Here is a 23,151-nt window from a genome sequence, read left to right on the forward strand (position 1 = left end):
CGACCCGATGGACGAGAACGAACGCTACGCCGCCGGCCTGCAGGTGCGCCGCGCCGTGCTCGGCGATGCCCACGTCGACCGCTCGCTGGCCGCGCGAACCCCGTTCACCGAAGAGTTCCAGGAGTTCATCACCCGCACCGCCTGGGGCACGGTGTGGACCCGCGAGGGCCTGCCGCGGCATACGCGTTCGCTGCTGACCCTGGCGATGATGGTGGCGCGCGGCCACGACGAGGAATTCAAGCTGCACGTGCGCGCGGCGCGCAACAACGGCGTCAGCGCCGACGAGATCAAGGAAGTGCTGCTGCAGGCGGCGATCTATTGCGGCGTGCCCGCGGCCAACCACGCCTTCGCCCTGGCCGCGCCGATCCTGGCCGAGCAGGCCGCCGAAGGCGGCGCCTAGGGCGCCCCACGCGCGCTCAGCGCACCTTCCGCACGACGGTGACCGCCGGGCTCAGCCGCGTGCCGTCGGCGGCGCGCGGCAGCATGCGCGCGACCGGCTTGCCGTTGCGCGTGTCGATCAGCACCGAATGGCGCTCGCCGTGCTCGAACAGATGCCGTTCGCCCCACTGCCGCAGCGCCAGCACCACCGCGAACAGGTCCTCGCCCTTGGCGCTCAGCGCGTACTCGCGGTAGGCGCTGCCGTCGGAGGCCTCGCGCGTTTCCAGGATGCCGGCCTCGACCAGCTTGCGCAGCCGGTCGGCCAGGATGTTGCGCGCCATGCCCAGGCTGCGCTGGAAGTCGCCGAAGCGGCGCACCCCATCGAAGGCATCGCGCACGATCAGCAGCGACCAGCGGTCGCCGATCAGGTCGGCGCTGCGCGCCACCGGGCAGGGCGACGCGGGCATGGCGGGGCGGGGCGGCATCGGCGTTCCTGGTAGGCGCTCGGCGGAAGTGGTTGCATTTTAAAACCCATCGACCTAGCCTGGAACAAGTTTCGTTTTGAAACTGGAACGGGCGAGCCTTCGATCATGCAATCCGTCACCGCTGCGCCCTGCATGCCGCGTCGCCTGGTCTGGCTGTTCGCTGTCGCCAGCGGCTTGAGCGTGGCCAACGTGTACTACGCGCAGCCGTTGCTGGACGCGCTGGCGGCGGATTTCGGCATCCGCCCGGCGGCGGTGGGCGGGGTGGTCAGCGCCGCGCAGGTCGGCTGCGCGCTGGCCCTGTTGCTGCTGGTGCCGCTGGGCGACCTGCTGGAGCGTCGCCGCCTGATGGCGGTGCAGGCGTTGGGGTTGGTGGTGGCACTGGCGACGGTGAGCGTGGCGCGGTCGGCGCCGGCCTTGCTGGTCGGCATGCTCGCGGTCGGCATGCTGGGCACGGCGATGACCCAGGGCTTGATCGCCTACGCGGCCAGCGCGGCGGCGCCGCAGGAGCAGGGACGGGTGGTCGGCGCGGCGCAGGGCGGGGTGTTCATCGGCCTGTTGCTGGCGCGGGTGGTCGCCGGCGGCGTCAGCGAACTGGCCGGCTGGCGCGGGGTCTATGCCGGCGCGGCGGCGCTGATGCTGGCCCTCGCGCTGCCGCTGTGGCGCTGGTTGCCGGCGCTGCCGGTGCCGTCGCAGCCGCTGCGCTATGCGCGCCTGATCGCGTCCATGCTGACCCTGCTGCGGCAAGAGCGGGTGCTGCAGGTACGCGGCGTGCTGGCGCTGTTGATGTTCGCGGCGTTCAACATCTTCTGGAGCGCGCTGGTGCTGCCGTTGCGCGCGCCGCCCTATGCGTTCTCGCACACCGTCATCGGCGCGTTCGGCCTGGCCGGCGTGGTCGGCGCGCTGGCGGCCGCGCGCGCCGGGCACTGGGCCGACCGCGGCCATGCCCAGCGCACCAGCGCCGCAGCGCTGGTGCTGTTGGTGCTGGCCTGGTGGCCGCTGTCGCGGCTGCAGCAGTCGCTCGCCGCGCTGGTGTTGGGGATCGTCCTGCTCGACCTGGCCGGGCAGGCGCTGCACGTGACCAGCCAGAGCATGATCCTGCGCCGCCACCCGCAGGCGCACGGCCGGCTGATCGGCCTGTACATGCTGTTCTACGCGGTGGGCAGCGGACTGGGCGCGATCGCCACGACCGCGACCTATGCCCAGGCCGGGTGGACCGGCGTGTGCCGCCTGGGGGCGGCGGTCAGTCTGCTGGCGCTGCTGTTCTGGTGGGCGACGCGGCGGGTCGGTGCGGCGCCGGCGGCGCTCAGTCCAGCACCCGGCTCAGGCGCTGCGCCGCCTGCCGCAGCGCCGGCAACACCGTGCCCTGCAGGCTGCCCAGGGTCATCCGCGCCACCGAGCTGCCGACATTGAGCGCGGCCACCACGCGGTCCTGGCGGTTGCGCACCGGCACCGCCACCGAGCGCAGGCCGATCTCCAGTTCCTGGTCCACCACCGCATAGCCGTCGCGCTGCACGCGTTCGAGCAAGGCCTGGAACTGCGCGCGGTCGGTGACGGTGCGCTCGGTCCGCGGGCGCAGCGGGTTGCGCTCCAGGTAGCTGTTCAAGGTGTCGCCCGGCTGCGCCGCCAGCAGCACCCGGCCCATCGAGGTGCAGTAGGCCGGCAGGCGGCTGCCGGCGCGCAGGCCGATCGACATGATCCGCACCGTCTCCGCGCGCGCCACGTACAGCAGGTCGTCGCCGTCGAGCACGCCCAGCGAGCAGGACTCGTGCAGGTCGTCGCGCAGCCCGTCCAGCACCGGCTGCGCCGCCACCGACAGCGCGGCGGTGGACAGGTAGCCGCTGCCGATGCCCAGCGCGCGCGGCAGCAGCACGTAGCCGCGGCCGTGGGTGCCGGCGTAGCCCAGCTTCTCCAGGGTGTAGAGCACGCGCCGCACCGCCGCACGCGGGATGCCGGTGTCGGCGCTGAGCTGGGCCATGCTGACGTCGCGGCTGTGCTGGCCGAAGGCGCTGAGCACGGCCAGGCCGCGCGCCAGCGAGGTCATGAAGTTCGGGTCGCCTTCGCATTCGCCGATGCGCCGCATCAGTTCCGCGGCCAGGCCGCGCTCGGGCGGGGTGGGGGCAGTGGCGGCGCGCGCGGTGCGGCGCGCGCGAGGGGGACGCGAGGAGTCTGACATGGAAGCGGCGGCGGCGGCGATGCGTCCGATGGTAGTGGCTGCATCCGCGGGCGTCGATGCCGTGGCGAGGGCCGTCGTCCTGCGCCAGGAAAAACATGGAGGAGGGCTGCAGCCGCGACGCGCGGGATTGGGATGCTGTACGAGCAGGAGGATGCGTCGCGTCGGGACTGAAGTCCCTCCCACAGGTCAGCTCCCGACAGTGCCGGTGCCGCACGTATGGGAGCGGCTTCGGCCGCGACGCGCGAAGGTTGGAATGCGGTACGAGAGGGAGGATTCGTCGCGTCGGGACTGAAGTCCCTCCCACAGGTCAGGTTCCGACAGTGCCGGTGCCGTAGGTGTGAGAGCGGCTTCGGCCGCGACGCGCGGAGGTTGGGGGGCGGTACGAGAGGGAGGATTCGTCGCGTCGGGACTGAAGTTCCTCCCATAGGTCAACTTCCGACAGTGCCGGTGCCGTCGGTGTGAGAGCGGCTTCGGCCGCGACGCGCGGAGGTTGGAATGCGGTACGGGAGGGAGGATTGGTCGCGTCGGGACTGAAGTCCCTCCCACAGGTCAACTTCCGACAGTGCCGGTGCCGTAGGTGTGAGAGCGGCTTCGGCCGCGACGCGCGGAGGTTGGGGGCGGTACGAGAGGGAGGATTCGTCGCGTCGGGACTGACGTCCCTCCCACAGGTCAGCTTCCGACAGTGCCGGTGCCGCAGGTGTGGGAGCGGCTTCAGCCGCGACGCGCCGAAGTTGGGGTGCGGTACGCGTAGGAGGATTCGGCGGGTCGAATCGGAGGTCCTTCACCGAAGACACCGCCTCAGGCCTGCCGCCTCAGTCGCCCAGCCGCACCACCAGCTTGCCGAAGTTGCCGCCGCTCAGCATGTCGATGAAGGCCTGCGGCGCGTTCTCCAGCCCATCCACCACGTGTTCGCGGTAGCGCACGCGGCCGTCGGCCAGCCAGGCGCCCATCTCGCGCAGGAACTCCGGATACAGCTTGATGAAGTCGCTGACGATGAAGCCGCGCAGGGTCAGGCGCTGGCGCAGCACCTGGCCCATCAGCGCCGGCAGCCGGTCCGGCCCCGGCGGCAACGCGCCGTTGGCGTTGTAGGTGGCGATGGTGCCGCAGACCGGCACGCGCGCGAAATCGTTGAGCAGCGGCAGCACCGCATCGAACACGTGGCCGCCGACGTTCTCGAAATACACGTCGATGCCGTCGGTCGCGGCGGCGCGCAGTTGCGCGGCGAAGTCGTCGGCGCGGTGGTCCAGGGCCACGTCCACGCCCAGTTCCTCGCGCAGGTAGCGGCACTTCTCCGCGCCGCCGGCGATGGCGATCACCTTCGCCCCGCGCAGCTTGGCGATCTGCGCCACGGTGGCGCCGACCGGCCCGGTCGCCGCGGCCACCGCCACGGTCTCGCCCGGCTGCGGCTTGCCGATCTCGTGCAGGCCGGCATAGGCGGTGAAGCCGGGCATGCCGTACACGCCGAGCGCGGTGCTCGGCGGCAGCGGCGAGGCGGGGTCGAGCTTGCGCCGCAGGTCGGCGCCGTCGACGACCAGATGGGTTTGCCAGCCGCCGTTCTGCACCAGCACCAGATCGCCCGGCGCGTGGTCGGGGGAATTGGATTGCAGCACCTCGGCCACGGTGCTGCCGACCATGGTCTGGCCCAGTTGCACCGGCGGCGCGTAGGAGGGCGCATCGCTCATGCGCCCGCGCATGTACGGGTCCAGCGACAGCCAGCGGTTGCGCAGCAACACCTGGCCGGGGCCGGGCGGCGCCAGCGGCGCCTGTTCGATGCGGAAGTTGTCCGTGCCCGGCGCGCCTTGCGGGCGCGAGGCGAGCACGATGCGGGTGGTCTGGGTGGGAGCGGTCATGCGGTTTCCTCGCTTGCGGTATTCAATTGCGCGATGTCCTCGGTGGACAGCTGCAGGCGTGCGGCGGCGAGCAGGTCCTGCAGCTGTTCCAGGCTGGTTGCGCTGGCGATCGGCGCGACGATGCCGGGCCGCGCCATCAACCAGGCCAGCGCCACCTGGGTCGGCGTGGCGGCATGCTTGCCGGCGATGTCGTCGAGCGCGGCGAGGATGCGCAGGCCGCGCGCGTTGAGGTAGCGCGCGACCACGCTGGCGCCGCGCGCCTGGCTCTTGCCGGCGTCTTCGGTGCGGCGGTACTTGCCGCTGAGGAAGCCGCTGGCCAGCGCGTAGTAGCACAGCACGCCCAGGCCCTGTTCGCGCACCAGCGGCTCCAGTTCGGCCTCGTAGCCGGCACGGTCGTACAGGTTGTACTCCGGCTGCAGCGTCTCGTAGCGGGGCAGGCCGTATTGCGCGGACACTTTCAGCGCTTCGGACAGGCGCGCAGCGCTGTAGTTGGAGGCGCCGATCGCGCGCACCTTGCCTTGTTCGATCAGCCGGCCGAAGGCCGCCAGCGAGGCTTCCAGCGGCACCGCGTCGTCGTCCTCGTGCGCCTGGTACAGGTCGATGACGTCGGTCTGCAGGCGCTGCAGCGAATCCTCCGCGGCGGCGGCGATGTTGTCGGCGGACAGGCCGGGACGTTCGGCCCACTTGCCGACCTTGGTCGCGATCAGCACCTTGTCGCGCTTGCCGCTGCGCTTGAGCCACTGCCCGATCAGCGTTTCCGATTCGCCGCCATGGTTGCCGGGCACCCAGGCCGAGTAGATGTCGGCGGTGTCGATGAGGTTGCAGCCGGCCTCGACGAAGGCATCGAGCAGGGCGAAGGAGGTCTTGGCGTCGGCGCTCCAGCCGAACACGTTGCCGCCGAACGCCAGCGGTGCCGCATGCAGGCCGGAGCGGCCGAGTTCGCGCGTGTGCAGCATGGAAAACGCTCCACTGTAGGGAAAGAGGAAAGGATAGTCGCGGTGGATCGACCGATCGGCCAATGCTCGCGAAAACAGCGTTCCGTCGGCGTGATTCGCGCTAACGGGAGCGCAACATCCGGCCTTGCCGGGGTGCGTGCTAGGCTCGCGCCACTTCCTATTACGGATGCCTTCCATGACGCTTCGAACCTCGCTCGCCTGCGCCTGCACCCTGGCCGTCGTCACCGCGTTGCTCGCGCCCGCCGCACAGGCGATCAAGCCCGCCGACACCGCCACGCTGCCGGCACCCGACGCGGCGCTGCAGGCGGCGGTCGACGGCAGCTGGCGCGATCGCGCCAACGTCGCGCGCGACGCCTATCGCCATCCCGGCCAGACCCTGGCGTTCTTCGGCATCACCCCGACCCAGACGGTGATCGAGGTCACTCCGGGGAGTGGCTGGTACGCGGAGATCCTGGCGCCGTACCTGCGCGCGCGCGGCCAGTACATCGCCGCGGTGGTCGATCCGGCGGCCGTGCCGGAAGGCCGCGGCCGCGACTACCAGCAGAAGGCGCGTGCCGGCCTGGAGCAGAAATTCGCCGCGGCGCCGGCGCAGTACGACCACGCGCGCATCGTGGCGTATGCGCCGAACGCGCCGGTGTTCGGCCCGCCCGGCTCGGCCGACCTGGTGCTGACCTTCCGCAACGTGCACAACTGGCGCATGGCCGGCCAGGCCGAGGGCATGTTCAAGGGCTTCTACCAGGTGCTCAAGCCCGGCGGCGTGCTCGGCGTGGTCGAACACCGCGCCAAGGCCGATGTGCCGGCCGACGACAAGAGCGGCTATGTCGGCCAGGCGCAGGTGATCGCCATGGCCGAGGCGGCCGGCTTCAAGCTGGCCGGCAAGAGCGAGGTCAACGCCAATCCGCGCGATACCAAGGACTATCCGGGCGGCGTGTGGACGCTGCCGCCGAGCAACCAGCACGACGCCGCCGACGCCGCCAAGTACCAGGCGATCGGCGAGAGCGACCGAATGACCCTGAAGTTCGTCAAGCGCTGAGCCGGCACGCGGGCGGGGCGGCGCGGGCGCATGGGACAATGCCCGCGCCGCGCCGTGCGGCGCAGGTCCCGCCGCCGTTCCCGCCGATGCTGATCGCCTTCAACAAGCCCTTCAACGTGCTGTGCCAGTTCACCGATCGCAGCGACCCGCCGCGGCGCACCCTGGCCGAGTTCGGCCTGCCCGCCGACGTATACGCGGCCGGACGCCTGGACTACGACAGCGAAGGCCTGCTGCTGCTGACCGACGACGGCGCGCTGGCGCACCGTCTCACCGATCCGCGGCACAAGCAGCCCAAGACCTACTGGGTACAGGTGGAGGGCGCGCCGCAAGCGGAGCAGTTGCAGCGCCTGCGCGACGGCGTGCTGTTGAACGACGGCCCGACCGCGCCGGCCGAGGTGCGCCTGCTGGAGACGGCGCCGGCGCTGTGGCCGCGCGATCCGCCGGTGCGCTTCCGCAAGCGCGTGCCCGATGCCTGGTTGCAGGTGGTGCTGCGCGAAGGCCGCAACCGCCAGGTGCGGCGGATGACCGCGGCGGTGGGCTTGCCGACCCTGCGCCTGGTGCGCGCGGCGATGGGCGCGCACCGGTTGGATGGATTGGCGCCGGGCGCGTGGCGCGCGCTGTAGCGTGCGAGGTGCATGGGCGCGCATGCACAGGCGTGCGCGCGTAGGAGCGGCTGCAGCCGCGACGGTTGACCGGGAACGTCGTGTCGCGGCTGAAGCCGCTCCTACAAGATGCGTCCCGGAGTTACTGGAAGTGCCGTGAAACCGCGCCTACGTGGGAAGCGACGCGCAGCCAGCCCATAAAAAAGCGACCGGGATCTCTCCCGGTCGCTGCGTCTTGCCCCGCGGCTGCCGTCGCTGGCAGCCGGCGCATCTCACTCTTCGGTGGCGGCATCCTGCGCGGCCGCATTGCGGCGCGTGTTGCGGGTGCTGGCAGCGCTGCGGCGGGCACCGGAGTTGCCGCGCTTGCTGGCGGCTTCGATGCGCTGCGCATTGCCTTCGATCGGCGCACCCTTGTCGCGCTGGCGCTTGCGGTAGATGGCATAGCCGAGCAGGCCGATGCCCACCGCGGCGGCGGCGATGGCCACGGCCGGGTTACGGCGCACCGCGGAGCGCGCGACCTTGGTACCGGTCTTCACCGCACCCAGCGCGGCGCCGGCCTTGAGCGCGCCCACCGCCTTGCCCGACTGCAGCCACTTGTTCGCCTGCGGGCCGAGATGCTTGAGGCTGTCGCCGGCGTGGCTGGCGAGATCCAGGGCGCGGTCGGTGATGATGGTCAGCTTGCTCATGGGCGTCCCTTCTGGCAGGAATGAAGGAGTGCAGTGTCGCCCGCGCACCGTATACGGGGCGTTAGCGCTGCGCCGCGGATTCGTCTGCGGGCTGAATGCCGGCCGTGCGCGTGCGCTGCGCCATCAGGCCCGGGCACGCCGCTGTGGACGTGCCGGGCGCACCGTCGTCAGTGCGTGGCGCAGTGCCCGACCGGCCGTCGGGTCGAGCCGCGGCGCCGGCCGCGCGCGCCTGCCAGGCGCAACCCGACGGGCCGCTTGCGCACACCCATGGCCGCGTTGTCGCTCGGGCGTGCACGGGCGTTCGCTGCCTGCCTGGTCTCTGCCGCAGGCGCGCGCCATCACCGCGCGGCCTGCGCGGGATCGATGGCACGCCCTAGGTGCCGCGCGGCTTGGCGCGGTGGCTGGCGGTGGCGGTCCAGGGGTCGTCCGGCCACGGGTGGCGCGGGTAGCGGCCCTTCATTTCCTTCTTCACTTCCGGGTAGGTGCTTGACCAGAAGTTGCGCAGGTCCTGGGTGACCTGCAGCGGCCGTCCGCCCGGCGAGAGCAGATGCAGCAGCAGCGGCACGCGGCCATCGGCGATGCGCGGCGTATCGGCCAGGCCGAACAGCTCCTGCAGCTTGACCGCCAGCACCGGCGGCTGCGGCTGCCCGGCGTGGTCCAGGCTGTAGTCGATGCGCCGCTCCATGCCCGAGGGCACGGCGATGCGCACCGGTGCATGGCGGTCGATGGCCTGGCGGCGGTCCCACGGCAGCCGCGTCTTCAGCGCCTCGCCCAACTCGTCTTCGCCGAGCGCGTCGAGCCGGGTCTTGCCGGCGAAGGCGGGGCGCAGCCAGTCGTCGAGGCTGTCCAGCAGCGCGGCGTCGCCCAGGTCCGGCAGGTCCAGTTCCGGCATCCACTGGCGCAGTCCGGCCACCCGCGCGCGCCACTGCGACAGGCTCTCGCTCCAGGGCAGCGCCTGCAGCCCCAGTTCGCGCACCGCCTCGGTGAGCGCCGCGGCCGCCTGCGCCGGCTCGACCCGGCCAGCGGGGCGGCTGTCGAGCACGATGCGATCGAAGCGGGTCTCGCGCAGCGCGCTCAGCGCGCGCCGCTCGGGGTCCCAGCGCACCACGTCGTCCTGCACGAAGCGTTGCGGAAACTGTGCGCGCAGGTAGGTCTCGTCCACCGGCGCGGCGCGCAGCAGCAGCGCGTCCTTGGCGTCGTGGCGCAGTTCGGTGGCGACCAGCCAGGGCTCGCCGCGCAGGTCGCTGTGCTCGAACAGACGCAGGCTGCGGCCGTTGGCCAACTGGTAGCGCAGCGGATCGCTGGGGTGGCGGGTGCCGATGCGGTCGGGAAAGGCGTGGGCCAGCAGATCGCCGAGCGCATGCGCCTCCACGCTGTCCGGCGCGGCGGCATCGCTGCGCAGGCGCCGCCGCCACTGCCTGGCGGCCGCGTCGATCGCCGCCAGCGCGCCGCGGTTGGCGTCGTGCGGGACGCGGCCGCGACGGAACGCGGCCAGGGCGCGCCAGCGTGCGGCCAGCGCATCGCCACCCTGGCGCAGCGGGTCGCGCGCTTCGATCAGGGCGGCGAGGTCGCAGGCCAGCGCCTGCGCGCGCGCATCGTGGGCAGCCAGCAGCATCGCCGCCAGGCGTGGATGGGTGCCCAGCGCGAGCATGCGCCGGCCGCTGGCGGTGATGGTGCCGTTCGCGCCGAGCGCGCCCAGCCGCTGCAGCAACTCGCGGGCGGCGGCCAGCGCGCCGGGCGGCGGCGGATCGACGAAGCGCAGGCCATCGCTGCCCCAGGCGGCCAGTTCCAGTGCCAGCCCGGCCAGTTCCACCTGCAGGATCTCGGCGCGGCGCTGCGCCTCCAGGCGCTGCGACTGCGGCCACAGCCGATAGGCCCAGCCGCTGGCGACGCGCCCGGCGCGCCCGGCGCGCTGGTCGGCCGAGGCCTGGGCGATGGCGGCCACGTCCAGTCGCGAGAAGCCGCTGTTGGGATCGTAGTGCGGCTCGCGCGCCAACCCGGCGTCGATCACCACGCGCACTCCGGGCAGCGTCACCGAGGACTCGGCCACATTGGTCGCCAGCACCACCCGCCGCCGGCCCTGCGGATCGGGCTGCAGCACCTTGCTCTGCTGCTCCACCGGCAACTCGCCATGCAGCGGCAACACCTCGACCCCGCTCCCTTCTCCTTGCGGGAGAAGGTGGCGCGTAGCGCCGGATGCGGGTGCGCCGGAAGCGGTGTCTGCTGGGGTCGGGCCCGATGCACCGTCTGCTGGCGCTGCGCCGCCGCCCACACCGGCCGCCTCCAGCGCCGCCTGCAACCGCCCGATCTCGCGCTGCCCGGGCAGGAACACCAGCACGTCGCCCGGATGCTGCTGCAGCGCGTGCTCGACCGCGCGCCGGGTCTGCGCTTCCAGCGACTCCTCGCGTCGCGCCGGGAAGTGCGCGATCTCCACCGGGAAGCTGCGCCCGGCGCTGGACAGCCGCGGTGCGTCGAGGAATTGCGCCAGCCGCTCGCCATCGAGCGTTGCCGACATCACCACGATGCGCAGGTCCTCGCGCACCTGCGCCTGCACGTCCAGTGCCAGTGCCAGGCCCAGGTCCGCGGCCAGGTGGCGCTCGTGGAATTCGTCGAACAGCAGCGCGCCGACTCCGTCGAGCATCGGGTCGTCCTGCAGCATGCGGGTCAGGATGCCCTCGGTGACGACCTCGATGCGGGTGCGCGCGGAGACCTTGTTCTCGAAGCGGATGCGGTAGCCCACGGTCTCGCCCGGCGCTTCGCCGCGCTGCCGGGCCATGAAGGTGGCGGCACTGCGCGCGGCAACCCGGCGCGGTTCCAGCATCACGATGCGCCGGCCCTGCAGCCAGGGTGCATCGAGCAGCGCCGGCGGCACCTGGGTGGTCTTGCCGGCGCCGGGCGGGGCTTCCAGCACCAGGCGCGGATGGGCGGCGAGGCTGTCGCGGATCTGCGGCAGCAACGGATCGATCGGAAACACGGCGGACGTCATCGGCCAAGGATACGGGGCCGCCGCGCCGCTGTAGAGCGGCGGCAGGGGCGTGGCCCGTACAATCGGCGGCGTTCCCGACGGATTTCCGCGCAACCGCATGACCCTGATCGACATCGGCGCCAACCTTACCCACGAGTCCTTCGACCGCGACCGCGACGCGGTGCTGCAGCGCGCCCATGCCGCCGGCGTCGCGCAGCTGGTGGTCACCGGCGCCAGCCGCGAACACTCGCCGCTGGCGCTGCAGCTGGCGCAGCAGCACCCGGGCGTGCTGTACGCCACCGCAGGCGTGCATCCGCACCACGCGGTGGAGTACACCGCCGAGTGCGACGCCGAACTGCGCGCGCTGCACCTGCATGCCGAAGTGGTGGCGGTGGGCGAGTGCGGCCTGGATTATTTCCGTGACTTTTCGCCGCGCCCGGCGCAGCACCGTGCGTTCGAGCGGCAGCTGCAGCTGGCGGTGGACACCGGCAAGCCGCTGTTCCTGCACCAGCGCGACGCGCATGCCGACTTCATGGCGCTGATGCGCCAGTTCGACGGCAAGCTCGGCCCGGCGGTGGTGCATTGCTTCACCGGCAGCCGCGAGGACCTGTTCGACTACCTGGACCGCGACTGGTACATCGGCATCACCGGCTGGCTGTGCGACGAACGCCGCGGCGCGCACCTGCGCGAGCTGGTCAAGCACATTCCTACCGAGCGGCTGATGATCGAGACCGACGCGCCGTACCTGCTGCCGCGCACGCTCAAGCCGACGCCGAAGGACCGCCGCAACGAACCGGCCTTCCTCGCACACATCGTCGAAGAGCTGGCGCGCGACCGTGGCGAGGACGTGGCCACTGTCGCTGCTTCCAGCACTGCCGCCGCGCGGACGTTCTTCCGTTTGCCGACGCCGGGCTGAGCAAGTCGGCGCGGCGGGATTCGGGAGTCGGGAGTCGTAAAAACGGGCGCTGCCCGCATCTTTTGTAGGAACGGCTTCAGCCGCGACCGGGCACCTCGTCGCGGCTGATGGCACGGCAGCCGCCGACCCTTTGCGCGACCCTGCTGGCCGATGCGCCGGTGGCGAGCCTGCACGGAGTGGGTCGGGATTTTCGTGTGGGAGGGACTTCAGTCCCGACGCCTGATGGCGTCAGTCGGCGTTGGGCGTCATTCGTCGTGGCTGATGCCGTTCCTACGCGGGTAACGTGAGTCGGCCTGACCGGGCGCACTCACCGGCGTCAATCGACCTGCGCGTCCTCGCGCTTGGCTTCGGCCATGGCTTCCGGCTCCAGTTCCTCGGCACTGCGGTTGAGCTTGACGAACACGCCCCAGGCGATCAGCAGCAGCGCCGCGCACAGGCCGATCGCCGAGGCGTAGGGCAGCTTGGACGGATCGTCGTGCATCAGTTCGAAGATCGACACCAGGGTCTCGATCGCCAGGGCGATGACGATGACCACGAAGAACCGCGACAGGTAGCGGCGCACCCGGGTCGGTCCGCTGACCTTGACGTCGCGCTGCACCTCTTCCTCGTAGATGGTCTGGCCCAGCTCCAGGGTCACCAACGCCACGGTGAGCAGCCCGATCGCTTCCAGCACCACGTTGAAGCGGTCGCGCACCACCAGTTCGCCGCCCGGGGTCAGGCCGTGCCACAGCTCCAGCACGGCCATGCAGACCAGTCCGGCCGCGCACAGCAGGAACAGTACGATGATCAGGAAATGCCCGCCGCGGAACAGTTTTTCCATGCGCGTGCCCGTCGCTCGCCCCTGTGTGGTGGGCGAGCATAGGCGTGGAGCGCGTCAGCGGCGCGCGAAGACGCGTGGCGGCCTTGGCGTAGCAAGCGGGCACGATGGTCTCGCACGCCGCCCGCCGCGGCGGGCGCGACGGACGCGCCCGTGCCGCGCACCGCTCTCTCCCCATGCGCGTCAGCGTGCGGGGAGGCCGACCTGATACGCCTGCAGGTGGCAGTACGCGGCCATCAGCAGCGGCGCCACGTGGCCGGCGGCGCGGGCGCGGGCCAGCATGTCGCCGACGATCTGCTGCGCTTCCACCTGTTGCCCGGCTTCCAGGTCGCGCAGCATCGACGCCTTCATCGGCGAGCCGGGCTGGGTCAGCAGGTGCAGCGCGCTGGCCTGCGCCGCCTCGGGCACCGGTTCGCCGGCGGCCGCGGCCACCGCGGTGCATTCGGCGTACAGGCCGCGGACCAGCGCCACGCCGTCGTCGCTGGCGACGATGCGCCCGATCGGCGCGCGCATCAGGCAGGTGGCCGCGGCCAGCGCGGTGAGGAAGGTGTACTTGATCCATTGCTCCTGCGCGATCCGCGGCGCGGCCAGATGATCCACGCCGGCCTGCGCGCAGGCATCGGCCAGGGCACGCACGCGCGCGCTGTCGGCGCCGCGCCCGTCGCGCTCGCCGAAGGTCAGCGAGGCCGGCTTGGCCAGGTGCTGGATCGCGCCGTCGGCGTCGAGCACCGCGCTGATGAAGCACAGACCGCCGACGACCCGCTCCGCGCCGAAGCGCGCATCCAGCGCCGGGTAGTGGCGCAGGCCGTTGAGGATCGGCAACACGCTGGTACCGTTGTGCACGGCCGGCGCCACCGCGTCCAGCGCACTGTCCAGGTCGTAGGCCTTGCAACTGAGCAGCACCAGATCGAACGGCCGCGCCTGCGCGGCGCCAGGCAGCGTCTCGGCGGTGAGCGTGGTCACCGCGATCGCCGCATCGCCGCGCGGACTGCGGATGCGCAGGCCGTCGCGTTGCAGGCGCGCGGCCCGCGACGGCCGCACCAGGAAGCTGACGTCGACCCCGGCCTGGGCCAGGCGTCCGCCGAAATAACCGCCGGTCGCGCCGGCACCGAGAATCAGGATACGCATGAGATGTGGATCGCGAAGGGGGACAGGCGCTCAGTGCAGCGGCCTGGAGGCTTCCGGTGTACGCAAGCCCTCGGGGGGCGTGACGACCTCGGCGGGAACGGCCTCGAAACTTACCGCATCCACGCGCAAGCTGCGCTCCTCGCGACGGTTGCCGACCTTGCCGCGATAACCAAGCAGCAGGCCGCTGCGATCGAGCCATAGCGTACCGGATGTCGTGCCGTCCGGGCCTTGCGCAGCATCGTAGCGCCATCCCGCAGCCAGACGGCCGGCGATGAATTCGCCGGGTGCCGGCGCGCAGCGCCCGCCGATCCTGGCACAAGGATCGGCGGGATCGTACCAATAGGGGCCGCTGGCGTCTGCGACGGGCAGGCGATAGTCGCCGGATTGGCTGACAAGCCAGCCGCGGCCGCGCGTCCCCGGGTTGATCAGATAGGCATCGGGCGCCTGCGCGCCGACGAAGTCGATGCGGATGGCATCGCCACGCAAGCGCACCTCCAGCTGGACCGCATCGCCCGCCTGCTTCGGGCCCAGCGGGCCGACGCCGTAGGCGCGCGCCTGCAGGCGCGCCTGTAGCGGCTCCGCTGCGTCTTCCTGCGCCTGCGCGGATGCGGCGGCTGTAGCCGCAAGCAGCAAGCTGGCCAGCAAGACCGAGAGCGGCCGCTCAATGATCAAGATTGCCGGCTTCGTAGATGGGGGACTGCATGCGCACCACGGCATAGGATTCGATGGGCAGGCGGCGATGGCCGCTGATCGGCTCTTCGAACAGCATCGAGGCAGGCGTGTAGCTTTCGCCGCCGCTGACCAAATCCGACAGGCCGACGATGACGCGGTCGACGAAGGGGACGATCAATGGCATGTTGTAGGTGACCTTGATCTTGAGGATGTTGGCATCCTGCACATTGACCTGGCTGCCACCGACGTTGGCGTTGCGGAACGCTAGGCTGTCGTTGGGAAGCGCATAGTGGCCGTCATACTGGCGTTCGCGGAACTCATTGAAGGCGGCGCGGGTCGGCGCAATGACCTCGATCCTGGAAAATAACTGCACCTCGGTGTAGCGGATCTTCTGCTTGGTCACCAGCACATTGGCGACATCGGGGGACTGCACGAACAGCGGCGTCAAGCCGCCTGCCAGCGCATCTGCCATGTCGTTCTTTCTGGCCCCGTTGACGGCGCCGGCCCGGGCCGCTTGAAAGGCGGCATAGTCCAGCACGCTTTTGGTCCGGTAGATGAGCACGAACTGGAAGATCACCAGGACCAGGAAGAGGAAGGTTGGGACGACGACGCAGAATTCGATCAGGGATTGACCGCGTTGGTGCTGCGGTGAATAGCGCAATGCGATCATGAGCGTTCTCCTGCAGGAGCGACGATGCCGGTCGCGATGGACGATTCCGCCGGCCACCACACCAGATGCTCGCCACGCACAGGCTGCAGCGCCTGCATCGTACCGGGTGGCAGTTCAAGTGTGGCGTGGGCGCGCAGGCACAGGGCGCCGCGCCAAGGGCGCACGCCTTCGCGCCAGTCCAAGACGTTGCCGTCGCGATCGAAGAACAGCAGATCGAGCGGGTATGTCATGGCCAGGGTATGCACGCTGTTGCACGGCTCGATCAGCAGGCCTTCCCCCGGCCGCAGCGGTGCGCGTCCAAGCAGGCCGCGCAGCCGCAGCCACCAGGTGTCAGCGCGCCACACGCTGTCCAGCAGCACCTGTCCTTCGCGTCGGAGCGTGCCGCACTTCACAGGATCCCCTGCTGCTTCATCTGCAGGTAGATGAAGTACGCCAGCACCACGAAGATCAACGGAAAGAAGAACAGCACCAGCGGTAGCATCATCTTGACCGGCGCTTCCAGTGCCAGTTTCTCTGCGCGCAGGAAGCGCTCTTCGCGGCGTTGCATGGCCTGCGAGCGGAGGGTCTCGCTGAGGCTGGCGCCGACCCGGTCGGCCTGAATCAGGGCACTGGTGAAATTGGAGATCTGCGAGATATCCATGCGGTCGGCCATGCGCCGCAGCGCTTCGGCGCGCGGCAGGCCGGCCCGCAGATCGCGCAGCATGCGCGAGAACTCCTGCGCCAACGGACCCGGCGGGCCCTTCTGCACCGATTGCTCGATCGCGCCGGTGATGTTGAGGCCGGCCTCCACCGCCATGGTGATGAAATCCAGGAAGGTCGGCAGGTCGCGCACGACATGCTTGCTACGCTGCTTGCGCCGCTCGCCCAGCCACAAGGTCGGATACATCCAGCCCAATGGAATGCCGAACAACAGACACATGCACAACGCGCCGAGGCTGAGCTTGCCGAGCAGCATCACGAAAACGGCGAATACCGCACTGACGGTGCCGGCCGCGACGATGCGGGTGCCATAGAGCTCTTCGGGCGTCAGCACGAAGTCCTGCCCGGCCGATTGCAGGCTGCGATGGGCGCGCTCCAGCTGGGAGGACTTTAGGCGTGGCCCGACCACATGCGTGGCGGCGGTGACCAGCGGCCACAGCAGGCGCAGGACCGACGGCAGGGGATCCTGATAGTTGCGATCGTCCTGCGGGACCGCCTGCAATATGCCGCGCAGCGCGAACAGCACCAGACCGACGGCGGTGACGGCCAACAGGGCGACCAGGGCAAGCATCCAGTTCATATGTCGATCGTCATGATCTTGCGGCACATGCGGTAGCCCAGGTATTCGAGCACGCACATCAAGGCAATGACGCACCAGCCGAGCAGGGTGTGGAACATCGGGTTCATGGTTTCCGGATAGAACAGCACCAGGAACCCCACCAGTCCCGCCGGCAGCATGGCCATCACGATGCCCTGCAACCGACCCTGCGCGGTCAACGCCTTGACCTTGCCTTCCATGATCAGCTTGCGGCGCAGCGTCTCGGCAAGGGTGGACAGGCTTTCGGCGAGATTGCCGCCGACCTCGCGCGAGATGCCGACGGCGGCGACGAACAGCTTCACGTCCGGGATGGGGACGCGGTTGGCGAAGTTCTCCAGCGCTTCGTCGGTGCGCACGCCCATGTGCTGTTCGCGCAGGACCAGCGCCAGTTCCTGCGCCAGCGGCGGTTGCCCATCGTGCGCCAGTGCCTCCAGCGCAGGATTGAAACCGACACCGGCGCGCAGGCTGCCGGACATCATCAGCAGGCTGTCCGGAAGCTGCTGCTGGATCTGATCGAGCCGGCGCTGCTTGAGCCACAGATAGACCTTGCGTGGCGCGATCGCCAGTACGATCACCGCCACGATCGGCAGCAGCAGGTTGCCGCTGATCAGCCACAGCAACAACGGGATCAGCAGAAGCAGCACGCCATTGGCGACGAAGAGCATCTGCGGATCGACGAACAGGAACATGTCCGCCAGGTTCAGCCGCGCCTGGTCGACGAAGCGCTCATGGTAGCGCTGCATGAAGCTCGCACTGGCCCGGACCAGCAGCAGCCCGGAGACAGTGACGCAACTGAATGCGAGCAGGGCGACCAGCCAGATGTTATCCATTGCCCTGGCCGCCGTTGCGGAAGATCGACAGGTCTACCGGAACGCCGCGCTCGGAGAGCTCTTCGTAGAACTCCGGCACCGCGCCGGTGGCCATGAACTCTCCGCTGACCTTGCCGTCGCGGCCGCTATTGGACCTGGCCTTGAATAGGAAGACATCCTGCAACTGGATGGTGCCGCTTTCCACACCGGTGATTTCCGTGATGTGGCTGACCTTGCGTGACCCGCAAGGGAAGCGCTTCTGGTGCACGATCAGGTCGACGGCAGAGGCGATCTGTTCGCGAACCACCGTCATCGGCAGCTCCATGCCGGCCATCATCACCATCACTTCCAGGCGAGACAGCGCTTCGCGCGGATTGTTGGCGTGCGCTGTGGTCAGCGAGCCTTCGTGGCCGGTGTTCATCGCCTGCAACATGTCCAGCGCCTCGCCGCCGCGGCACTCGCCGACCACGATGCGATCCGGACGCATGCGCAGCGCATTGCGGACCAGGTCGCGAATGGAGATATGGCCCTTGCCTTCCATGTTCGGCGGGCGCGCCTCCAACGCGACCAGGTTCGGCTGGACCAGCTTCAACTCGGCTGCATCCTCGATGGTGACGATGCGGTCGGTGTCGGGAATGAAGTTGGACAGGATGTTCAGCAGTGTCGTCTTGCCGGAGCCGGTGCCGCCGGTCACGACGATATTGCGTCGCTCGCGCACCGCCATCGTGAGGAATTCCAGCATCGGCGCGTTGAGCGAGCCGAAGTCGATGAGATCCTTTCCTTCCAGCTTGCGCTTGGCGAACTTACGGATACTGATGCTGGGCCCGCGCAGGGCGATCGGAGGAATGATCGCGTTGACGCGCGAGCCGTCCTTCAGGCGCGCGTCGACCATCGGCGAGCTCTCGTCGATGCGGCGGCCGAGCGGGGTGACGATGCGTTCGATCGCCGACAGTACGGCGCGGTCGCTGGTGAAGCACACCGCGGACTGCTCGATGCGGCCGGCGCGCTCGATGAAGATCTGGTCGTAGGCGTTGACCATGATTTCGGTCACCGTGTTGTCCTCGATCAGGTCCTCCAGCGGCCCCAGGCCGATCGCCTCGTCCAGCACCTCCTTGGCCAAGCGCCGACGATTGACGGTCTTGGGCAGGTCGGCGAACTCCCGCTCCAGCACGTCGTCGATCAGGCTGATCGTGGTCGCGCGCAGCGTGTCGTCGCCCATGCTGCGCACGTCCAGGCGTCGCAGATCCATCTGCTTGACTAGCGCGGCATGGACCTTCGCGCGGTAGACCGCGATGTCCGGCGGCAGGTCCTGCGGCCGCGCCAGTTGCTGCTGCGGCTCGGCGATCGGCTGATTGGCTGCGGCGGCGACGTGCTCCTCGATCGGCGCCGCCGGCGCGTTGAAGGCGCCGGCATCCTGCCTGGCGGCCGGTGCCGCGTCGGGCTCGTCGCCGACGACTTGCAGGCGATAGTCGCCGATCTGCACCAGGTCGCGGCTGCTCAGCGGGCCACGGCTGCCGGTCACCTTTTCGCCGTTGACTAGCACCGATGCGCGGCCGCCCAGCGTCTCGATGAAGATGCCGGTGTCCTCGCGTTTCAACGCCGCATGTTGCTGCGCAATGCTCCAGCCCTGCAGGACGACCAGATTGCCATCGCCGCGGCCGATACCGCATTCGCGATGCAGGCAGCGGACGTGGCGGCGGTCGCGGTTGGGTGTGTCGATCAGGATATTGAACATGGCGTCTGTCTACGAGTCGGGACGATTACTGGACGTAGTCCTTGCTGCGCTTGGGCATCGCTTCCCTGCCACGCTCCTGGATGCGGCGTCCGCGCTCCAGGCCTTCCTGGTTCTCTGCCGAATCGGGGGTGAGGATGCGCGGGGTCACGAACATCACCAGTTCGGTCCGGTTGCCGCGGAAGCCGTCGGAGCGGAACAGCTTGCCCAGGATCGGAATCTCGCCCAGCAGGGGAAGCTTCTTGGCGTCTTGTTGCGCGCTGGAATCGATTAGGCCGGAAACGACGATGGTCTGGCCCGCCTTGACGTTCAGTTCGGACTCGGTACGGCGGGTGGTGAAGCCAGGCACGCCCTGTACGGTGACAGTGGGATCGACACGGCTGACTTCTGCCAGCAGACGGGTGGAGATCTCCTGGTTGCCATTGACCAGCGGCTCGATGTCCAGCTTGATGCCGTATTCCTTGAAATCCACGGTCACTTGACCGAATCCCTGCGGGATCGGGATCGGCACCTCGCCGCCGACCAGGAACTTGGCCTGGCCGCCGCTGCGCGCACTGAGTTGCGGCGACGCCAGCAGGAACGCCTTGCCCTTGTTCATCAGCAGGTTGATCGCCGAGCCGATCTGGGTGGCGATACCGAAGAAGGCTTGGGTGCCGGGCACGCGATTGGGCAGGACCACGCCCGCCGCCGGAGTGCCCGAAGGATTGATCCGGTAGTAATCGTTGGTGGTGAAGTCCTTCAGCAGTCCGCCGACCGGGCCCTGGATCACGTTGTCCCATTGGATGCCCAGTTCTTCCAGGGCATTGCTGTCGAACTCCATGATCTTCACGTCCATCAGCACCATCGGGCGCATCCCCACCGGATCGGCGGAGGTGAAGTTGAGCACGCTCGGATACAGCTTCATCAGTGCTTCGATGCGCTTAGCCACGCCAGGATTGATGTCCTGTCCGGTGATCACCACGCGGTCGGCGACCGCATGCACGCCCAGATTCGGTACGTCGGCCAGTAGCGTGCGGATGGTTTCCACCGTGGCGCTGGCATTGCCGTCCATGACTTCGACCGGTACATCGATCTGGCGCCCATCCTGCAACCACAGATGCACGCTGGTCGCACCTGGCTTCTGGCCGATGATGACCAACTCACGCTTGCCGATGTTGGTCACCTGGACCAATTCGCCATTGCCGACGGCCACCCGCTTCAATGCCTGCGGAAGGCTGTGCACGGCGGCCTGGCCGGCATAGATGCGGGCGCGCTCGGGCAGCGGTGTGACGTCGGCGTTGCCGGCGGCGCGCTGGTACGCAGGATTCGGGACAGGCGCAGGGAAATTGCCGTTCATCGGCACCGGCGACTGATTTCCCGTGGCCTGCGCTTGCGGCTGCGTTCTCGTGTCGGGCGCGACCCTGACCGGCACCGGCACGAGGCCGGATTGCTGCTGCGCCTGGACGTCGCTGTTCATGGTCATGGTCGCTGCGGCGAGCATGGGAAGGAAAGAAACACTCCATGTAGTCCTGCGCATGCGTCAGCCTTTGCCTCCGATGATGAATTCCACGCCGCTGCTGCCGCCGGGCTTGGCGGTGCCGAGCAACTCTTTCTGGGTCATGCCGTTGAGGCCGAACGAGTTCCGGTCCTCAACCTGGCGCAGCATCACTCGCATCGCCCCCGCCTTGGCCGCCACCGTCAGGCGCTCTGCCTGCTGCGGGCTCAGTTCCAGGGTGATGTTGGAGAAACCTTGCTGGTCTTCCTGTACGGGCGTGTCGCCGACACGGTTGCCGGTCGCTAGGACGTTGATGTTTTCCAGCAGCGGGATGACGCGCGAGCCGGCGTTTTCCTGTTCAACGGTCAGCAGGATATCGACATGGTCGCCAGGCGCGATCATGCCGGAGATCGAGTTGGTTTCGTCCACGGGTAGGGTGTAGCCGACGGCGCCCGGCTTGATCACGCGCGAGAACTGGTCGTACAGCGGCACCAACGCGCTGGCGCCCAGCGGAGCGCCCTGGCGGACGGGCGCGCGCAGCATGCGACCGCTGAACTGGTCCACGTTCTCCGGCGTCACCGCATCGGCGGGCTGCAGGTCGGCAGGCACCTCGCGGACGGCCAGATCGGACGTGGTGACCACCGTCCCCGGTGCCATGTCGGATTTGGGCACGGCCACCGCGACGGTCTGGCCGACATCCTTGGTTCGCGCGGCCACGGCGCTCTGGACGTAGCGCACCGCGACGAAGGCCGCCAGGGCGCCGAGGCCCAGGGCGACCACGATGAACAGCAGGTTGCGGTTCGGCTTGAATGCAGGCGCCTTCATAGCCACCCCAGCGACAGCGCATAGGTGAAGCTGGCGTACGCCTTGCGCAGCGAATCGATCAGTTCCAGGATGATGTTGGGCTGCGCCACGAGCACGATGACCGCCAGCATGGTGACGATGCTGTACTCGATCAGGGCCGCGCCGCGTTGTTGCCGGGCGGAGGGCGGGAAGGCGGATCTCACGGCGTTCGTCCTCATTGCTGTAGCTGATTGACCACGATCGAGGTGCCCTTCTCGCGGCGGTTGAAGGTCAGGGTCATCTGCTGCTTGCCCTTGCTGTAGCTGCTGACGCAACTGTTGGAAATCATCGAACAGGCCGTCGCCGAGGATTGCGCCGTCCAACCTTCGGCCGGTAGCCGATTGCGATAGAAGGCCTCGCTCTGATACGGCGATAACGTGCTTTCCATCGCGAGCGTACGTCCGGGGTTGTCCAGATACTGGATGTCGTTGACGACCGTGGTGCCGGACGGCTTCATGAAGTCCGCACCCGGCGCAGTCCGCGGCTTCTCCTTGAGCAGGCGCACGATGCCGACCTGCGCTTCGCTGCCCGTACCGGCGCCGTTGAGCTCGATGGTGATGTAATGCTCGCCCTGGGCGTGGCCGACAATGGTCTTGCTGCCGACGTCGTTGACCGTGACCTGCCCGGGCCACTGCTTCGAATAGAAGGCGATCAACTGCTGCGGCGACTGCTGGCTCGTATAGCGCGACGCGCGCATATGCAGACCGTTGTAGATCATGTGCTTGGACACCCACTCGCTCTTCGCGTCGTCGGGCTCGGGCACGTCGGGCCACTCCGCGGCGCATGCGGCCGCCGGCGCCAGCAGGACCAACAGCGCCAGGATCAGGCGAACCACGGGCTCAGCGCGGCGGGGCATACGGTTCCAGCTTGTCCACGGGCACAACGTCGGGGGCGATGTAGCCCGGCTCGAATCGACTGATGGTGCCGACGATCGGGATGATCTTGAGTGGATCGAACAGCTGCGCCGAGTCGCTCAGGTAAGAGCCGGGTACCAGCGTGCGTACCTGACCGATGACGGAACGCTTGGCCGGATTCTTGGCAGTGCCCGGTCCGGCTGCATTCCAGGGGTCGGTCAACAGGCTGTTGCTGCCCTGCATGCGCAGCCCAAGCTGGTCGAACGGTTCCAGGAACGCCGCACTGCCGCCGTTGGCGAGCTTGAGGTCCTGCACGCTGACGCTCAGGTTGGACGTCACCAGCCCTTTGTCGTTCGGCGGGAAGTTGCCGGGAATCTTGCTGATCAGACTGCTGAGGCGATCGAGGATGCCGGAGGACCGCTCGTTCTTGTAGGCGTTGACCCGGATGTCGCCGCGTTCCAGCAGCGGTTGGTTGGAGAAGGTGTTCAGCAGCGGGTTGTCCACACGATCGCGCGCAGCGCCGGTGCTGGCGCGGCTCACGATTGGTGTATCCGCCTTGCCGAAATGCCGGTCCACCGTCAGGTCGCGCATGCGCGTGGCGGATGGCAGGGTGTAGTCCTTCGCCACTGTGGCCTCCCAGGCGGCGGCGCGCGCCGCCTGCTGGGTGGCCTGGCGCAAATGGATGTACTTGCCCATGATCGGGATCAACAGGAACAGCGGAACCAGGACGGCGCACAGCACCGCGGCCTCGGTGAGGCTCTGGCCGTCCTGGCGTCCGCGCAATCGCGGTTGTCGACGCTGGCGCATGCTT

Annotated in this window: 24 protein-coding genes; 5 read left to right on the plus strand and 19 right to left on the minus strand. The window is 69.2% G+C overall.

The window, feature by feature from the left end; all coding sequences use genetic code 11:
• Nucleotides 1-7: 7 nt before the first annotated feature.
• Nucleotides 8-400 carry a 4-carboxymuconolactone decarboxylase gene (pcaC, locus tag NKJ47_RS02265; protein ID WP_152235697.1) on the plus strand — a complete coding sequence of 131 codons (393 nt, stop codon included), beginning with the start codon at nucleotides 8-10 and terminating at the stop codon, nucleotides 398-400.
• Nucleotides 401-416: 16 nt separating this feature from the next.
• On the opposite strand, the gene NKJ47_RS02270 is transcribed toward pcaC, so the two are convergent.
• The gene (locus tag NKJ47_RS02270) at nucleotides 417-863 is read right to left on the minus strand and encodes a winged helix-turn-helix transcriptional regulator (protein ID WP_429002479.1); all 447 of its coding nucleotides are present in this window, start codon (nucleotides 861-863) and stop codon (nucleotides 417-419) included.
• Between the two features lie 132 nt (nucleotides 864-995).
• On the opposite strand from NKJ47_RS02270, the gene NKJ47_RS02275 reads away from it, so the two are divergent.
• A complete protein-coding gene (locus tag NKJ47_RS02275; RefSeq protein WP_254459944.1) occupies nucleotides 996-2,273 on the plus strand; it encodes an MFS transporter in 1,278 nt (425 codons plus the stop codon).
• Here the strand turns inward: NKJ47_RS02275 and NKJ47_RS02280 are convergent.
• The 3 genes from NKJ47_RS02280 to NKJ47_RS02290 form a co-directional block, all read right to left on the minus strand.
• Nucleotides 2,167-3,036, minus strand: a complete 870-nt coding sequence (locus tag NKJ47_RS02280; protein WP_254459945.1) for an IclR family transcriptional regulator domain-containing protein — start codon at nucleotides 3,034-3,036, stop codon at nucleotides 2,167-2,169. The genes NKJ47_RS02275 and NKJ47_RS02280 overlap by 107 nt on opposite strands.
• Before the next feature lie 812 nt (nucleotides 3,037-3,848).
• On the minus strand, nucleotides 3,849-4,886 hold the full coding sequence (locus NKJ47_RS02285) for an NADP-dependent oxidoreductase (protein ID WP_254459946.1): 1,038 nt from the start codon (nucleotides 4,884-4,886) through the stop codon (nucleotides 3,849-3,851).
• On the minus strand, nucleotides 4,883-5,842 hold the full coding sequence (locus NKJ47_RS02290) for an aldo/keto reductase (protein WP_254459947.1): 960 nt from the start codon (nucleotides 5,840-5,842) through the stop codon (nucleotides 4,883-4,885). The genes NKJ47_RS02285 and NKJ47_RS02290 overlap by 4 nt, the downstream gene beginning before the upstream one ends.
• A gap of 175 nt (nucleotides 5,843-6,017) precedes the next feature.
• Here NKJ47_RS02290 and NKJ47_RS02295 point away from each other — a divergent pair, with 175 nt between their 5' ends.
• Together NKJ47_RS02295 and NKJ47_RS02300 are read left to right on the plus strand one after the other, a co-directional pair.
• Nucleotides 6,018-6,875, plus strand: a complete 858-nt coding sequence (locus NKJ47_RS02295; RefSeq protein ID WP_254459948.1) for a class I SAM-dependent methyltransferase — start codon at nucleotides 6,018-6,020, stop codon at nucleotides 6,873-6,875.
• Nucleotides 6,876-6,961: 86 nt separating this feature from the next.
• Nucleotides 6,962-7,498 (plus strand): pseudouridine synthase, encoded by a 537-nt coding sequence (locus NKJ47_RS02300; protein WP_254461313.1) that lies wholly within the window; start codon nucleotides 6,962-6,964, stop codon nucleotides 7,496-7,498.
• A gap of 251 nt (nucleotides 7,499-7,749) precedes the next feature.
• Here the strand turns inward: NKJ47_RS02300 and NKJ47_RS02305 are convergent, their stop codons facing one another.
• Both NKJ47_RS02305 and hrpB read right to left on the minus strand, forming a co-directional pair.
• Nucleotides 7,750-8,163 carry a hypothetical protein gene (locus tag NKJ47_RS02305; RefSeq protein WP_254459949.1) on the minus strand — a complete coding sequence of 138 codons (414 nt, stop codon included), beginning with the start codon at nucleotides 8,161-8,163 and terminating at the stop codon, nucleotides 7,750-7,752.
• 373 nt (nucleotides 8,164-8,536) lie between these two features.
• The gene (gene hrpB / locus NKJ47_RS02310) at nucleotides 8,537-11,149 is read right to left on the minus strand and encodes an ATP-dependent helicase HrpB (protein ID WP_254459950.1); all 2,613 of its coding nucleotides are present in this window, start codon (nucleotides 11,147-11,149) and stop codon (nucleotides 8,537-8,539) included.
• A 97-nt stretch (nucleotides 11,150-11,246) separates the two neighbouring features.
• On the opposite strand from hrpB, the gene NKJ47_RS02315 reads away from it, so the two are divergent.
• A complete protein-coding gene (locus NKJ47_RS02315) occupies nucleotides 11,247-12,044 on the plus strand; it encodes a TatD family hydrolase (protein ID WP_254461314.1) in 798 nt (265 codons plus the stop codon).
• Between the two features lie 316 nt (nucleotides 12,045-12,360).
• Here the strand turns inward: NKJ47_RS02315 and NKJ47_RS02320 are convergent, their stop codons facing one another.
• The 13 genes from NKJ47_RS02320 to NKJ47_RS02380 form a co-directional block, all read right to left on the minus strand.
• Nucleotides 12,361-12,864, minus strand: coding sequence for a hypothetical protein (locus NKJ47_RS02320; RefSeq protein WP_254459951.1), 504 nt, complete (start codon nucleotides 12,862-12,864; stop codon nucleotides 12,361-12,363).
• 180 nt (nucleotides 12,865-13,044) lie between these two features.
• The gene (gene panE, locus NKJ47_RS02325; RefSeq protein ID WP_254459952.1) at nucleotides 13,045-13,989 is read right to left on the minus strand and encodes a 2-dehydropantoate 2-reductase; all 945 of its coding nucleotides are present in this window, start codon (nucleotides 13,987-13,989) and stop codon (nucleotides 13,045-13,047) included.
• 30 nt (nucleotides 13,990-14,019) lie between these two features.
• Nucleotides 14,020-14,661, minus strand: a complete 642-nt coding sequence (locus NKJ47_RS02330; RefSeq protein ID WP_254459953.1) for a hypothetical protein — start codon at nucleotides 14,659-14,661, stop codon at nucleotides 14,020-14,022.
• Nucleotides 14,651-15,331, minus strand: coding sequence for a TadE/TadG family type IV pilus assembly protein (locus NKJ47_RS02335; RefSeq protein WP_254459954.1), 681 nt, complete (start codon nucleotides 15,329-15,331; stop codon nucleotides 14,651-14,653). The genes NKJ47_RS02330 and NKJ47_RS02335 overlap by 11 nt, the downstream gene beginning before the upstream one ends.
• The gene (locus tag NKJ47_RS02340; RefSeq protein ID WP_254459955.1) at nucleotides 15,328-15,690 is read right to left on the minus strand and encodes a DUF192 domain-containing protein; all 363 of its coding nucleotides are present in this window, start codon (nucleotides 15,688-15,690) and stop codon (nucleotides 15,328-15,330) included. Before NKJ47_RS02340 ends, NKJ47_RS02335 begins: the two co-directional genes overlap by 4 nt.
• Nucleotides 15,691-15,719: 29 nt before the next feature.
• Nucleotides 15,720-16,610: a type II secretion system F family protein gene (locus NKJ47_RS02345; protein WP_429002513.1), complete on the minus strand. Its 891-nt coding sequence runs from the start codon at nucleotides 16,608-16,610 to the stop codon at nucleotides 15,720-15,722.
• A complete protein-coding gene (locus tag NKJ47_RS02350; protein ID WP_254459957.1) occupies nucleotides 16,607-17,458 on the minus strand; it encodes a type II secretion system F family protein in 852 nt (283 codons plus the stop codon). The genes NKJ47_RS02345 and NKJ47_RS02350 overlap by 4 nt, the downstream gene beginning before the upstream one ends.
• On the minus strand, nucleotides 17,451-19,172 hold the full coding sequence (locus NKJ47_RS02355) for an ATPase, T2SS/T4P/T4SS family (protein WP_254459958.1): 1,722 nt from the start codon (nucleotides 19,170-19,172) through the stop codon (nucleotides 17,451-17,453). Before NKJ47_RS02355 ends, NKJ47_RS02350 begins: the two co-directional genes overlap by 8 nt.
• Before the next feature lie 25 nt (nucleotides 19,173-19,197).
• A complete protein-coding gene (locus tag NKJ47_RS02360; RefSeq protein ID WP_254459959.1) occupies nucleotides 19,198-20,625 on the minus strand; it encodes a type II and III secretion system protein family protein in 1,428 nt (475 codons plus the stop codon).
• Nucleotides 20,626-20,688: 63 nt separating this feature from the next.
• The gene (gene cpaB, locus NKJ47_RS02365) at nucleotides 20,689-21,468 is read right to left on the minus strand and encodes a Flp pilus assembly protein CpaB (protein ID WP_254459960.1); all 780 of its coding nucleotides are present in this window, start codon (nucleotides 21,466-21,468) and stop codon (nucleotides 20,689-20,691) included.
• Nucleotides 21,465-21,650: a hypothetical protein gene (locus NKJ47_RS02370; RefSeq protein WP_254459961.1), complete on the minus strand. Its 186-nt coding sequence runs from the start codon at nucleotides 21,648-21,650 to the stop codon at nucleotides 21,465-21,467. Before NKJ47_RS02370 ends, cpaB begins: the two co-directional genes overlap by 4 nt.
• Before the next feature lie 11 nt (nucleotides 21,651-21,661).
• Nucleotides 21,662-22,342: a hypothetical protein gene (locus tag NKJ47_RS02375; RefSeq protein ID WP_254459962.1), complete on the minus strand. Its 681-nt coding sequence runs from the start codon at nucleotides 22,340-22,342 to the stop codon at nucleotides 21,662-21,664.
• Complete coding sequence (locus NKJ47_RS02380; protein ID WP_254459963.1) at nucleotides 22,326-23,147, minus strand: TadE/TadG family type IV pilus assembly protein; 822 nt, start codon at nucleotides 23,145-23,147, stop codon at nucleotides 22,326-22,328. Before NKJ47_RS02380 ends, NKJ47_RS02375 begins: the two co-directional genes overlap by 17 nt.
• Nucleotides 23,148-23,151: the final 4 nt, after the last annotated feature.

It is taken from the genome of Xanthomonas sacchari (genome assembly GCF_024266585.1).
GTDB classification, from domain to species: domain Bacteria; phylum Pseudomonadota; class Gammaproteobacteria; order Xanthomonadales; family Xanthomonadaceae; genus Xanthomonas_A; species Xanthomonas_A sacchari_C.